Annotated in this window: 13 protein-coding genes; 7 read left to right on the top strand and 6 right to left on the bottom strand. The window is 56.5% G+C overall.

Going from position 1 to position 13,751, the window contains the following annotated elements:
- Positions 1–169: 169 nt before the first annotated feature.
- The 4 genes from ACR0C3_RS18250 to ACR0C3_RS18235 form a co-directional block, all read right to left on the bottom strand.
- Positions 170–343, bottom strand: coding sequence for a helix-turn-helix transcriptional regulator (locus tag ACR0C3_RS18250; protein ID WP_480759807.1), 174 nt, complete (start codon positions 341–343; stop codon positions 170–172).
- A gap of 65 nt (positions 344–408) precedes the next feature.
- The gene (locus ACR0C3_RS18245) at positions 409–822 is read right to left on the bottom strand and encodes a hypothetical protein (RefSeq protein ID WP_480759805.1); all 414 of its coding nucleotides are present in this window, start codon (positions 820–822) and stop codon (positions 409–411) included.
- Positions 823–883: 61 nt separating this feature from the next.
- On the bottom strand, positions 884–2,095 hold the full coding sequence (locus ACR0C3_RS18240; protein WP_480759804.1) for a tyrosine-type recombinase/integrase: 1,212 nt from the start codon (positions 2,093–2,095) through the stop codon (positions 884–886).
- A 351-nt stretch (positions 2,096–2,446) separates the two neighbouring features.
- Positions 2,447–3,922: an NAD-dependent succinate-semialdehyde dehydrogenase gene (locus tag ACR0C3_RS18235; protein WP_480759802.1), complete on the bottom strand. Its 1,476-nt coding sequence runs from the start codon at positions 3,920–3,922 to the stop codon at positions 2,447–2,449.
- Between the two features lie 260 nt (positions 3,923–4,182).
- Between ACR0C3_RS18235 and ACR0C3_RS18230 the strand changes: the two genes are divergently transcribed.
- The 7 genes from ACR0C3_RS18230 (at position 4,183) to ACR0C3_RS18200 (ending at position 11,627) form a co-directional block, all read left to right on the top strand.
- A complete protein-coding gene (locus ACR0C3_RS18230; protein ID WP_480759801.1) occupies positions 4,183–5,262 on the top strand; it encodes a hypothetical protein in 1,080 nt (359 codons plus the stop codon).
- 414 nt (positions 5,263–5,676) lie between these two features.
- A complete protein-coding gene (locus ACR0C3_RS18225) occupies positions 5,677–6,795 on the top strand; it encodes a hypothetical protein (RefSeq protein WP_480759800.1) in 1,119 nt (372 codons plus the stop codon).
- Positions 6,796–6,852: 57 nt separating this feature from the next.
- Complete coding sequence (locus ACR0C3_RS18220; RefSeq protein ID WP_480759798.1) at positions 6,853–8,778, top strand: AAA family ATPase; 1,926 nt, start codon at positions 6,853–6,855, stop codon at positions 8,776–8,778.
- Positions 8,779–8,780: 2 nt separating this feature from the next.
- Positions 8,781–9,365 (top strand): hypothetical protein, encoded by a 585-nt coding sequence (locus ACR0C3_RS18215; RefSeq protein ID WP_480759797.1) that lies wholly within the window; start codon positions 8,781–8,783, stop codon positions 9,363–9,365.
- A 1-nt stretch (position 9,366) separates the two neighbouring features.
- Positions 9,367–10,704 carry a DUF6638 family protein gene (locus tag ACR0C3_RS18210; protein WP_480759796.1) on the top strand — a complete coding sequence of 446 codons (1,338 nt, stop codon included), beginning with the start codon at positions 9,367–9,369 and terminating at the stop codon, positions 10,702–10,704.
- Position 10,705: 1 nt separating this feature from the next.
- Positions 10,706–10,972: a hypothetical protein gene (locus ACR0C3_RS18205; protein ID WP_170379920.1), complete on the top strand. Its 267-nt coding sequence runs from the start codon at positions 10,706–10,708 to the stop codon at positions 10,970–10,972.
- Positions 10,973–10,982: 10 nt separating this feature from the next.
- Positions 10,983–11,627: a DUF1523 family protein gene (locus tag ACR0C3_RS18200; protein WP_170462991.1), complete on the top strand. Its 645-nt coding sequence runs from the start codon at positions 10,983–10,985 to the stop codon at positions 11,625–11,627.
- A 24-nt stretch (positions 11,628–11,651) separates the two neighbouring features.
- Here ACR0C3_RS18200 and ACR0C3_RS18195 read toward each other — a convergent pair whose 3' ends face one another.
- Both ACR0C3_RS18195 and ACR0C3_RS18190 read right to left on the bottom strand, forming a co-directional pair.
- Positions 11,652–12,746, bottom strand: coding sequence for a flagellar basal body P-ring protein FlgI (locus tag ACR0C3_RS18195; protein WP_425084151.1), 1,095 nt, complete (start codon positions 12,744–12,746; stop codon positions 11,652–11,654).
- Complete coding sequence (locus tag ACR0C3_RS18190; RefSeq protein ID WP_480759794.1) at positions 12,743–13,750, bottom strand: flagellin; 1,008 nt, start codon at positions 13,748–13,750, stop codon at positions 12,743–12,745. Before ACR0C3_RS18190 ends, ACR0C3_RS18195 begins: the two co-directional genes overlap by 4 nt.
- Position 13,751 lies beyond the last annotated feature (1 nt).

The following is a 13,751-nucleotide window of genomic DNA, read 5'->3' as shown; positions in this document are numbered from 1 at the left end:
TACACGCGCAGTGCGTTCGAGGGTGGAAGTTCAGTTTGGATTGTTAGGTTTTGTTCGAAAGTATTCATCTATTGCCTTTCTTTAATTGAAAGACATCGGGCTTTCGGCTATTCTCTTGTTGTCACCCAAAAGAATTTGCCTCCGCCCGTGCCTCGAGTGGGGGTTTCTTTTAGGCAGCAACCTGTTTCTTGATTGCAGCGTCGATATCGGCCTCGTTCCAGTAGAGGCGCGACCCGAATTTGATGGGCTTTGGCAGGCGACCAATTTCAATGTCGCGGTAAACAGAACTGCGGCTGCGACCGCCAAGTTTAGATTGCAGATCAGTGAACGAAAGGAGGTTCATTGGTGTGCTCCATGATTGCTCATGACACACATTCTGATGGACAGCTAACTACTAGTCATTTGCGGTTAAATCGCATCGATTTTTTCGCAAAGAGCTGAGTTCCAACAATCGTCAATCTCAAGAATCTTCTTGCCTCTTGAAACTGACGAGGAAAAATCTCCGCCTGGCGGGAATGCTCGTTCTGCTATTGGCACATCGAGGTAGTCTTCAATTTTTGAAGCGCAATTAACTAGTTCTAAAACCGTTATTTCATGGCGATGACGGTCAAATGACGTTTTCGCGATTTTCCACAGGGAAAACGCTCTGAAAGCATCTACTGATTCCAACTTTGACTTCTTGGGCCGCCCTCTCGGTTTTGCAAGCGATTGTTCGACCAGTGCTTGCTTTTCGCGGGAATAGCCTATGTAAGCCCATCGTGTGGCCTCCTTTGTTGCTCCCAAACCCATGCCCGGCACAAAGTCGGCGCTAGGGGGTTCCATCTCCTATTCCACTCCGTCTTGCTCTGCTTCGAAAATGCCCCAAAGGCCTCGAACTTGCCTCTTATTCATTTTGGGTTCCCGAATAGAGAGTATTTTTGATTGTTTCTTCTTGTTGCGAGGTTAGGTGAACTGTCCATCGCTCCATTAGTATCTTCCTTTGCTCCAAGAAATCGGTGCATTTGTAGGCGCGCTCAACTGAATTACCGACAACGTGTCCTAGACAAGTTTCAGCAACCTCGAACGGCACGTTCTGCGTTTCTGCCACCCAATCCCGAAAAGACGACCTGAATCCATGCGGACGCTCAACCAGTTCACGCCTTTTCATGAATGACCCCATCGTCATGTCCGATATGACACCGCGCCGAACGCCAGGGAACAGCAATCCGTCCCGCGCCATTGGTTTGGCACGTTCGATGACCGCGAGAGCTTCCACAGACAGAGGCACGCGGAATTCTTCAGTCGCATCCCTGCGCCCTTTCATTGCTTCTGCGGGAATGGTCCAAACATCGCCTTCAATCTGATCCACATGCAGGTTGCGAAGTGGATATGACCGGACTGCGGTAAGAATCAGCAAACTAAGTGCTAATTCCGTTGTCGTCCCGCCATCCAGGCTTTGGTAAAAGGTCGGAACTTCGTTCCAGGGCATGGCGGGAATATTCTGAGCCTTGTGGCGCTGTTTGCCTAAAAGGGCTTTGGCCTTGTCCGTCGCCTGCAGATCCACGTCCAGCCCCAAGGCCGCCGCGTGTCGCATTACAATGGATAGACGGTTCATGGCTTTTCGTGCCGTATCTGCTTTCGTGTGCCAAATCGGGGCCAGCGTGTCGCGGATGTCCTTCTGGTCCAATTCCACGACAGGCACTTTCCCGAGCTTTGGCAAAACGTGCAATTCAAGTGGTGAGTACCAACGCCCGGCCTTGCCATCGCCCTTCAGTTCGGCTTTGCGACTCTCAAACGCATCTAGGGCAACGTCCTTCAACAGATGAAGTTTGCTGGCCTCTTCCCGCTTGAAGCGCACCCGTTCTTTGATGGGGTCAACACCCTTGCGGGCAACAGCGCGCCAGTTGTCCGCTGCCTGACGGGCTTCTTTAAGAGAGACTTCTGGGTAAGAACCCAGCCCCATTTCACGCCTGCGACCGTGGACAGTGACACGCAGGAACCATTGCGCCCCACCATCTTCACGACGATGGAACCACAACCCGCCGCCGTCAGAATACTTCCCCGTCTGTACAGATTTCAGCGTCGACGCGCTCAACTTATGCAAAGGGCGTGACATTCGTCCACCTCTCTATCCACCCTCTAGATATAGTATGCGGCGGGGCATATTGGAACACGGTGATACAACTAAATTATTGAAAACAGATATATTGGTAGATTCTTGGTACGCGATGAAACGCGCTGAAACATGAATTAGATGCCCTTCAGCGGCACCACTTGTTTCTCAATAAACACCCCGGCCAAAAGGAATACCCCGGATGCGCGAATTGTTGAGACGCGCGTCTTGCTGACGGCCCGTTCAAATCCACGTATCTTAGCTCTTTTGTGAGGAGTGGAGAGGTGTCAGGAGGAGCAAACCCTGTCATATCAGTTGCCCCCCTCAACGCGACGAGAGGGGCAGTCTTCCAGTTCAGACCGACAGGCAGACGTATTTCATTTCCATATAGTCTTCCATGCCGTGATGGCTGCCTTCACGGCCAAGGCCGGATTGCTTGACGCCGCCGAACGGGCCCAACTCGGTCGAGATGATGCCGGTGTTCACGCCGACGATGCCGTATTCCAGCGCCTCGGCCACTTTGTAGACGCGGCTCAGGTCCTTGGCATAGAAATACGAGGCCAGACCGAAGATCGTATCATTGGCCATGGCGATGACGTCATCTTCGTCCTCGAACTTGAACAAGGGCGCCAGTGGGCCAAAGGTCTCGTCCTGCGCCACCATCATGTCCTGAGTCACGCCGGTCACGATGGTGGGTTGGAAGAAGGTGCCGCCCAGATCATGAGGCAGGCCGCCGGTGAGAACCGCGCCGCCTTTTTCTGTGACATCCTTGATATGCTCTTCGACTTTGGCCACCGCGTCGTCGTTGATCAAGGGGCCGGTGGTTGTGCCAGCGCTCAGTCCGTCGCCGACTTTGAGCGCCTCAACCGCAGCTTTCAGCTTGACGGCAAAGGCATCGTAGACGCCTGCCTGTACGTAGATGCGATTGGCGCAGACACAGGTCTGGCCGTTATTGCGGAACTTGCACAGCATCGCACCTTCGACGGCCGCATCCAGATCGGCATCGTCGAACACGATGAAGGGCGCGTTGCCGCCCAGCTCCATCGAGCATTTCATGACCTGATCGGCCGCCTGGCGTAGCAGGATGCGTCCCACCTCGGTCGAGCCAGTAAAGGTCAGCTTGCGCACGCCTGGGTTCTCGCAGAACTCCTTGCCGGTCTCGCTGGCCTGAGTGGACGGCACGACGTTGAAGACACCCGCAGGCACGCCCGCCTGTTCCGCCAGCAGCGCCAGAACCAGAGCGGACAGAGGGGTTTCTGTCGCCGGGCGCGCTACAAAGGCGCAGCCCGCAGCCAGTGCCGGGCCAGCCTTACGCGTGATCATTGCGTTGGGGAAGTTCCACGGCGTGATCGAAGCCGCCACGCCGATCGGCTGTTTCATCACCATGATCCGCTTGTCGCGCTGATGGCCGGGGATGGTCTCGCCATAGACCCGCTTGGCCTCTTCCCCAAAGAATTCGATGAAGGAGGCCCCATAGCCGATTTCGCCAACAGCCTCGGCCAACGGCTTGCCCTGCTCGGCGGTCAGGATCTTGCCCAGATCCTCGGCGTTTTCCATCATCAGGTCGAACCAACGACGCAGGATGGCGGCGCGTTCCTTACCGGTCAGCTTGTCCCATTCCTTCTGCGCGGCTTCGGCCTGTGCGATGGCGCCTGCGACCTGCGCGCGGCTGACATCGGCAACTTCGGCAATCACGTCCCCGCGTGCGGGGTTGGTCACTGCGAACGTGCCGTTGTCACCATCCACCCATTGGCCGCCGATATAGGCTTTGGTCACCAGAAGGTCGGGATTCTTGAGCAGGGATTTCAGATCGGTCGTTGCGTCCAGCATGGGTCAGCCTCCGGCAATATTTGTGTTGCGCGCACCCAAGCAGGTGTCATGCGCTTTGTCTATGTCCATTGTTGCGCGGCGATGAACCCAGTTTGCCCTTTCCCACCGCGAAGCGACTTTGGCACCCTGTCGGTGCCCATATGGCTTTCATTTCTCTTGGGAGTTTGCGACAGTTTTCGAGATTTCCGAGCAATAGGGGATGTAAATGAATGTTACATTGCCTATCTATATAGAAATATAAAGAAAAAGGGATAGCGTAGATGTCGAACCAGCAATTTGAGGCATTGATCAAAGAGACTCAGTCCAAGGTGCGTGAGTCGCAATCGCAGATCGAAGGCCTGACCTCACGGATCGAGGCCGCACGCGCCAAAATCGGTACGGCCGAGGCGGATATCGACATCGAAAACGCCACGCTTGAGGATGTGCATGCCCATACCGAGGTAATGAACGCCAATATCGCTGAGCTGATCATGGGGCTGGACGACGTCACCAGCGCGTTCTCGAAAGATTTCGACGAGATGCGCTCGAAAACCGGGTGGGAATCGTTTGTTGGAATCTTCTCGAAAGGTAAATCCGAGTCGATGCGGCAGGAGCGGATGCGCACGGCCAACATTGACGACAAGCTGCAGGACCTGATCGCCAAATCCGACGTGATCGTCAAACTGCTGGAGGGGCAACTGTCCGTACTGGAAGAACAGCGCGTGAAGGTCGAGGACAACCTGACCGTCACGCTAGATGACCGTGAGGTGACTGTTGCAGAACTTGAGGCGCTGCGGGCCGAAATTCAGGGCATGGACCCGACGATCATCACCTTGGAGAACAAGATCAGCGTCGAACAGGACGCCGCCGCGCGCACTCAGTTGGAAACCGAATTGGCCGAGTTGAACAAGCAATACAACGCGAAGGTCCAGGAAGAGCAGGTCAAGCTGGCCAAATCGCAGACGCTGGAGCGGTACATCGAAAAGGGCAAAACCTGGGTGGACTCACTGCAGAACCAGGCGGCGACGCAGATGGTGCTAATCAACAAGCTACAGACAGACACGCAACAGCGCGTGGTCCTGTATGACGCCCTGACCAAATCGCTGAAAACCGCGCAGCAGCAGGACGTGGCCCACCGCATCAACGAGATCGGCGTGCAAACTGACCAAGAGGCGCAAACCGCCATGGCCGCCATTGGCACCGCGACCAACCAGAAAATGGCCGACATGCTTGAGGCGCACGAGGACCACATGGTCTTTGCCCGCGACGTGCTGGAGAAAAAGGCCAAGGCGGATGAACGCTTTGCCCGCCGGTTCGCCTCGATTGTCGAGAAGCATGATAAGAATTTGTATGGGGGTTAAGGTTGTTGCGGTACACAACGCGAGAACTATTCAACACGATACCGCTCGTGCTTCTAACCGTTTTCTTGGGCACCTTTGTCATCGGGTTGATGTCCGGGAAACCTGATCTGAGTGCGGTGTCAGTTTGGGCTTTTGTGGCTGTTTATTTGTACGTTTCTCTGTTTCTTAAGCCGAAGTGGGGGCCTTACGTCGAGCCGGAACGTCAGATGAGCTTGTTGGAAGCCATAGGTTCTAAGCTACTTTGGCGTCAAATAAGGAACGGGTGGATACTTCCGTTTTTGGGGATGCTGTTCGGTAGCTCTTTGTTTTTTTCTATGGGTTTGCCGTGGAGCGGCGTGATTGGGCTCTACTGCCTCGTCTTTATCGGTGCTCTAGAAGACTGTAGAATGAGAATTGAGCGCCCAGTAGCACCTAATGACTGACCCCACCCAAGACCATGTCGGCCTGATCGACACCTTCGCCTCGCGCCGCTATTTCCGCAAATTCGAGGTGATCACTGTCCACCTCCTCCGTGTGGCCGCGACGATGGAGGCTGAGGGCGCGATCAGCAAGCAAGAGGTGCGGATCGTGTCGCGCTACCTCTCGGGGCTGCTTTACACGTTCCGCGCGCTCAGCATGAAATATTTGCTGGTCGGGCGCGATACCGGGCGGTTCTTTGGCAGCCTCGCCATGGACAAGCGCGACAGCGGATTTCCGGTGGCGGCCGAGTTGCTCACCATGGCCAATGACGCGCAACAGGCGCAGGTGCATCTGGCGAATATGCCCTCAGTCGATGATCTGAAAACCGACATGGTCCGCACCATCATTGGGGATCAGGAGATCCCGACCAAGCTGCAATTCGCGCTGTCCCAAAGGCTCTATTACCAGGAATTGCTGAAGGGAGAGTTGTTCTGGGCGCGCAATGATCCCGAATGTCACTGGATCGGAAATGAGGGTGATCGGCGCAAGTTCATGATCCATTGGGCGGTCTATGACAGCCAGATCAACCTGCCGGTCATCTACCTGATGCAGTTGGAGGATAGCGGCAAGACAGCGCTGCCCAAGGATCAACGCCGCTGGCCCGAGGTGCAGGCGCATCTGATGGCGCAATCCTTAGGCGGGTTGAAACTGGTGACCATCGCCAAGGGCTTTGATCAGGATTTCGACGACCTGCACCCCAAACACCTGCGCCGCATTCATGTGGGTCCGATGTATTCCTCGGCCTTTACCGAGCAGTCCGGCCCCTTGCGGCAGGTGCTAGAGGACGCGCAGGCGCCCGAGGGGCAGGACTGGGCGCTGGCATGGACCACCGAAGAACTAGTAAGCGAAGAAGTGATAGAGGAACGCGCTGGGTGGTTCTCGAACGTCGAGCGTGAGGTCTTCGCGCTGGATCCGTTTGGCGGGCAAGGGGCCGAGACCGGAGCGACGCGGACGCAGCGCTCGATTATTCTGCCTCAGCGTCCGTTTCAGGTACTGACCGAGCGCAACCCTCCGGGCTTCGCCGATGTGCGCAAATTTGTGGTCAGCAAATCGGGGCAGGTGCTGCGCTATTAGATTTTTTGCCTCCGGCGGAGGTATTTTTGAACAGAAGAAGAATGGGCGGTTTTTGAGATGAGTTTGACGTCAGATCAGATGGAATTGCGCGAAGACGATATTCGCAAGCATTACCCGGCGGCGACCGCCTTGTTGAACGGGTTCGAACACGCGCCGCGGATTGCGAAACCCATTGAAGTGGCGGTAGAGCGGTCATCGGGCGTGTCGACGGGGCGGCGGTTTCGTTCTACTACGCCGGGATTGGTGACGCGGCGGACAGTGCGAGCCGATGGAGTGCATCTGGTTGAGCGAATCGAGGCCTCGGATGATGGTGATACGCTCGTTTCGCCCCCTCAGGCCACGGCGCAGCAGGCCATTCGGCGCGCGATTGCCATCGCTTTGGCCGTGGCCGAGGCATACGCTGAACAGACGCCGTTGGCCGATTTGAAGCGGGCCAATCTGGCGGGGGATCTGCCTGTCGCACGCAAGACCGAGTTTTCGGAGTTGCTGACGGCTGAGGCACTGATCACCTCTCATGTGCTCGGCAACGCGCTGGCTTACTTGATGTCGTCCCATCTCGGCGAAACTACCGTTGATCTGGGCGAGATCGAAGAAGTTCTGACCGACAATGGCCAGCTTGCCCTGCACGGTGCCTTGTGGGAGCTGGATCAGGTGCTGACCAAACACGCCCCCGACGACGCGCATCTGATCGCCGCCATCAGCGCCTATGCCGAGCAACTGATGGACAAGGTCGCCCTGCGTGCGCAATCCGCTGGCCATCTGACCCCTTTCCAAAACGCGGCCTGGCATATCGAGGCCGACGATCTGACGATCCGGGGATTTGAGCCGGCCTCTAAGGCCAAATCCACCACCCTGACCATGACTTTCAAGAAACCCAACGAGGTGGTCGGCAACCATATCGCCAAGTATCAGGCGATGAAGTTGGCCAAGATGCTGATGGCCTACGATTTTGACCGCCGCCTGAACCCCTTCGCTGAACTCGGCGGGTTTATCTTTACCTTCATGGGCGACGGCAAACCGGGCACCGGCAAGACCACTCTGATCCAGATGATGGCCGGGTTGATCAACGATTACTGTCAGAGCGCGGGCTATCCGTTTCGTTATCAGAACCTGAGCACAGACAATATCGACAGCTATCAGGGGAAATCCGGCCAGAACGCCAAGGCGTTTATTAACACGATCATCGATCCCTCTGTCATCGGGTTTGGCACCATTGACGACATCGACCAGCTGGCGGGCAAACGCGGCGACCGGCAGTCCTCGGCCGGGCAGCTGGAAATCACCGCCGTGCTGATGGAAAACTTTGCGGGCGCAAACACCGTCGTGCGCGGCAATTGCACCTTTGGCATGTTCTCGAACTACCCCGAGAATGTAGACGACGCCCTGCGCCAGCGGGCGGGCGCGCGGTTCCTTGTTGACGGGCCGCAAACGCGTGAGGATTACATCGACATCCTGCACCTGCTGATGGGCCGCAACCACGACATCCCGCTGGGCGAACACGAAGCCTATGCCGCGCAGGAGATCAAGAAGGCCGTCGCCGCCAGCTTTGAAAGCCACGCCCGCCCGCATGAGGACGCCCTGATGCAGGTCTATGACCGGGTGTCCGGCGAGATCGGCCAGATGGACACGATTGCCAAGCTGGGCACCTATCTCAAGGCGATCCAACAGGCAGATGAGCGCTTCACCGGTCGCGCGATCAAGAACATCACCGACGCGGTCAAAGTCCGTGCGATGGACTTCGAACTGCCCGACGAATGGATGGAGAACCCCGACCTGTTCCTGTTCCGCGACTACGACACCAAGAAGGCCATGATCGAGGACCTGCGCCAGCCGATAACGGTTGAGATGGTGATACAGGAGATCAACCGCTACGCTGACAGCGAATTCCGCTATGCCGACAAGAGCGATGAGGTCGCCATCGAGAACGCAGTGCGTGAGATGGGCCGGATGGAAGAGGCCAAGCGGCGGTATCTGGAGGGGTAGGGGTGATTCTAGGAACGATATTCTTTCTATTAGCTTTATTGGCTCTATTGCCAGTTTTTCTAATAGTAATTGGCAAGTTCGACGGCTCCCTTTTTGACCGAGCCGAAAGCTTTATTTCGAGCTATGACAGCACGCTGCTATCGCTAGGCACGCTTTTTTTGGTGTCTACTTTGGCTTTTTGGTCGACGCACTTAGCAAACAAGTCCGCCGAGCGTCGCGAAAAATATAATCGCAGAATACAAACTAGCTTAAAGATGTCCGAATTCAGACTTAAATGGATAGAAGATCTGCGCGAGGACATCGCGTCGCTTCAAGCGGAAGTAATGAACTTCGGTGATGATGATTATGACTTCAAAGAGATAGCTCTCAAATTTCAAAGAATTTTCCTAATGTTGAATCCTGATGAGCAAGATACTGTTGAGCTGCAAAAGTGTGTTCACCGGATTACTCAAGCAATGAAGGACGAGGACGAAGATAAGAAAATCGATGAGGTAAAGTCTCTGCACCAAACATCTACTAAAATTCTAAAGGCCGAATGGCGCCGACTTAAATCAGAGTTGGAAGATGCCCAGTTAATGGATTTGTAGAATGATCCGCCTCATCGAAAAAGGCCTGATGTTCGGCAATCTCGTCCACATCTCCAGCCCGGCTTTAGTCGAGCGGTATAACCGCGCGTTGCAGCATCTGGCGGGCAAGACCACGGCGTTGACGGATTTCCATGTGGATATTTCGGGCTATTCGCCGGAGGTGGGGATTGAGCTGGAGGATGAGCTCTACCTCAACCCCAACGGGGTCAACCGGCAGTTCATCCTGCTGACGACCGAGCAGAAACGCGCGCCTTTGCTGAACGTCAAATTCTCGACCTCGCGCGACATTCTGCGCGAGTTTATCGAGATGAACGAGGCGCAGTTGTTCGCCCTGACCGCCACCGATGCGGTAGCCGGAGAGTTGGTGAACTCGGTCTTCAAACTCACCACGTCAAATGATCTGCTGAACCTGCGCAAGATCGAGATTGAGGCCGATACTGCAGGCGGCACCCTGCGCAAGGCCGAGCAGCTGGCGGGCATGGTTGAAAAGTTCAAAACCGCCGAGGATGCCTGGTTCGATGACGTGCTGATCGCCCGGATGATCGAAACGGCGAAAGAAACCGGAGACGTCACCCGCAACCCGGTCAACCTCCGCCACACGGCGTTTGAGCAGCGCAACTTCTGGACGGCGCATTTCGGCGGGCTGTACCTGTTTCCCGACATGGATCACCCGGCGGCGATTTGCATGGGTGAAAAGCCCGACGATCTGAAAATCAAGTACACGTTTGACCCGTCTCAACGGAACCAGATTGCCAAATTCCTCGACTATAACGATCTGGTGGAACCCATCGTAAAGGCGCGCGGCGTGGATGCGGCGGCGATCCTTCAGCAAAAGATGGATTTTCTGACCATTGCCGCCGCCGCAGATGCTGATGTTGATCTGATGGGGCTGGATCGCCGCGATATGAGGCGTTTGGCGCGAAACCACTCGGATCGCTTGCCTGAGGCATATCACGGTCTCGCCCAACTCTTGCGCTGGGCGACGGATGGGGGGCCTTGGCCGCGGATCACCTCGGACCATCCGGCGTATTTCTACACGTTGCGCGCCGCGGATACGCCATACCGCGATTTGGTGAATATGTTGCTGTCCGAACTGGCTCCGCTGGACCCCCGCCAGATGTTCATCTGTCACAAAGAGCTGTTCTACAAAACCTATGCCACGTGGCCCGAGGCCAAAAAGGCCTATGTTGCCGAGTTTCTGGCCCGCGAGTATCAAGTGGATAAATCCGGTGCCCGTGCGGCTCTGTTCGGTCATGAACCGGACATGAGCGGAGAAGATCGTGTCAGCGATACAATCATCGCGCGGGTCGGCCCCTGGGGCGCAGTCGGGAGGAGTTGATATGTTCGGAGCGATGCGCCTGTTTCTGGTCCTGCTGGTTCTGCAGACAATTGCTTACTTCGCGCTGTCGCTTTATTCGCGCGGCGTCCGCCGTCGTAAGCTTGAGACGTGGTGGGATGAGAAGGGCAAACAGGGAAACAAAGAGGCTTTTGTGGAACGCGGGCTGCACGTCTATGATAATTCGTTCCGGCGCAAACTGATCCTGGCGGTTTATATTGTCCCTTGGGTGGCAATCGGCGCATTGATCTACATCGTGAATTATATGTGAGGGTTACAGCATGGCCTATGTGAAATGGGCATTCATTATCATCTTCTGGGGCAGTGTCGCTGTGATCCTGCAATATTCGCTGCCGCAGCATGATGTCGTGCGCATCGTCAACACCTATGAAGAACGGCAAGACCTGAACGACTGGACCCGTATTTTCTGGTCCGAGCCCGAAGATCAATCCGCCAGCCTGTCGAACCGCGACGTACAGTTTATCCAGGCCGTCCGTGCTAACGGGAAGCCCATTGTCTACCGGAACGAGGATACCGGCTGGGGCTGGCCTTTCTATTTCAAGTTCGACACCGCCAACCTGTATACCGAGGCCAATGACGCGATCTCGGACAAGAACAACCCCGACTGGGTGGTAGTAACCCACTATGGCTGGCGCAATGAGTTCATGTCGATCTTCCCTAACGCCGTCTTTATCAAACCGGTCGAGGGGCCGGACGTGCGGATCATCCCGTGGTTCAACATAGTTTTCCTGACGGTCTTTGCTGCCATTGTCTGGGCGCTTTGGGTACGCTGGCGCCGGTTCCGGCAGGCGCGGATCGACCCGATGCTCGAGTCGATGGAAGACGGGATCTATGCCGCAGGCGACGCCATCGATGAACGACGCAGTCGATTCCGCCGCTGGCTGGATAGTTGGAAATCGAAATAGGGACCCGGCCAGTGAAGGGGGCCTCTATCGTACGATGAATTCGGCATGCAGGGCGCCCGCGGCTTTGATCGTTTTCAGAATGTCGATCATGTCGCGCGGCGAAACCCCCAGGGCATTCAGGCCTGCCACGACCTCAGATAAGGTGGTGGCTTCTGGGATTTCGGCCAGGCCGGTGCCTTCTTCCTCTTCGATGCCGGCGAAGGTTCTGGGGACCACTACGGTCTCTCCGTCAGCAAAGGGGTTGGGTTGAACCGCGATCGGAGCCTCCTCTACCGTCAGGGTCAGGTTGCCTTGCGACACCGCGACCCGAGATATCCGAACCTCTTGCCCCATGACGATCGTGCCCGAGCGCTGATCGACCACAACGCGGGCCTTGGTTTCAGGCTCAACTAGGATGTTTTCGATCCGACCGATTGCATGCGCTGTCGACGCGGACTGAGTGGCCGCGATGTTCAGCTCAACGGTTCCGGAATCGCGCATGATGGCCACGGCGCGGTTGAATTCGCGGTTGATGGCCGTTTCGATCCGGCCCGCTGTCGTAAAATCAGGCTCACGCAGGGCCAACCGCATTTGGGTCAGGGTAGACAAGTCAAAGTCGATCTCGCGCTCGACCCGCGCGCCGGATGGGATCACGCCCGAGGTCGGAACGCCCCGGACGACGGTCGCGGCCTCACCCTCAGCCGATGCACCACCTGCCAGCACTGTGCCTTGGGCAACAGCGTAGATCTGCCCGTCCGCCGCGTTCAGCGGGGTCATGATCAGCGTGCCGCCCAACAGGCTACTTGAATCCCCGATGGCCGAGACAGTGACGTCGATCTGCCCTCCGACCCGCGAAAACGGGGGGAGGCTGGCCGTCACAAGGACGGCGGCCACGTTCTTGGGGCGAAAATCCTCGCCATTCACATTCACGCCCAGCCGTTCGAGGATGTTGGACATGATCTCTTCGGTGAAGGGGGAATTCCGCAACCCGTCGCCGGTTCCATTCAGGCCGACGACCAGGCCGTAGCCGACCAGATCGTTGCCGCGCACCCCATCGAAATCAACCAGATCTTTCAGACGGATTGCGCCGGCGAACGCAAGGCTGGGCATCAGAGCCAGAAGAAAAACAATAACCCTCATCTCAGGAAATTCACAAGTGAGAGGTTCGCATTACGAACGGTGACGGAATAGAGGCTTTCCAATTGGAACTGCACGGCCTGAAGCTTGGTGGCCGTTTCATAGGGATCGGCCTCAATCAGGGCGTTGCGGGTGTATTCCAGACTGGTGCGCGCGGCGGCGTTTCGGCTTGTCGCCTGTTCGACACGCGCTTCGGCTGCACCGACCTCGGCCCGCAAAATGACCGTATCATCCTGAGCATTTGCCAAGGCAACACCCAATTGCTTGAACAACCCGGTGCGCTGATCGTTTGGCACCGCCAAAGCGTCGTCGGCAACCAGTGCGGCGACAGCAACTTCCCTGAGCGCCGCCTTCAGCGTTGGGTCCGTTGCCGTGATATCGAGAGTAATGCGTTCATTCTCGGCAATCTGCATGGACGGCAGTGCAGCGTTCGACCCTTGGTAGATGACCGCGTCAAAACCTGGTGGGTCGTTGAACCAAGCCTCGGCTGCGTTGCGAATGTCAGTCACACTCACCAAGCCCGTTAACTCAGCCTCAAGCGCGGTCAGCAAGGTCTCGGCCGATGGCAGCGGCGAGACATCCGTCGCGGTGCCCGAAAACAAACTGCGGCCGCCAATCCGGGTGTTCAGCGCGGACATCATAGTGCCTAACTCATTCCGCGCTTGGACCGAGGCCTGCTCATGCGTCACAGCGTGGTTCGCCGTGCCAAAGGCCAGCAAAGTTGCTGTCATCTCGCCGGTTGACTCACTGAATACGCTAAGGCTTTGCTGCATGGCGTCCGAGAACAGCTTGGCCTCGGACGTAGCGATGCCAAACGCATCCAAATGCGTCAGGCTGCGGTCCAAATCGAGAAGATGCGAATAGTCGCCGCCCAGATGGCCTGAGACGCCCTGCACCTTTCCGGTCGACATTTCATACGACAGGGTTTCAATCTGTTGCTTGATCTGGGTGGACCGGGTCTGCAAGGTCAGACCTCGGGCCAGATCGCCTATGGATGTCAGCGTCATG

The sequence above is a fragment of the Ruegeria sp. CK3 genome (assembly GCF_056536565.1).
This window is presented reverse-complemented; position numbering and strand designations above follow the sequence as displayed.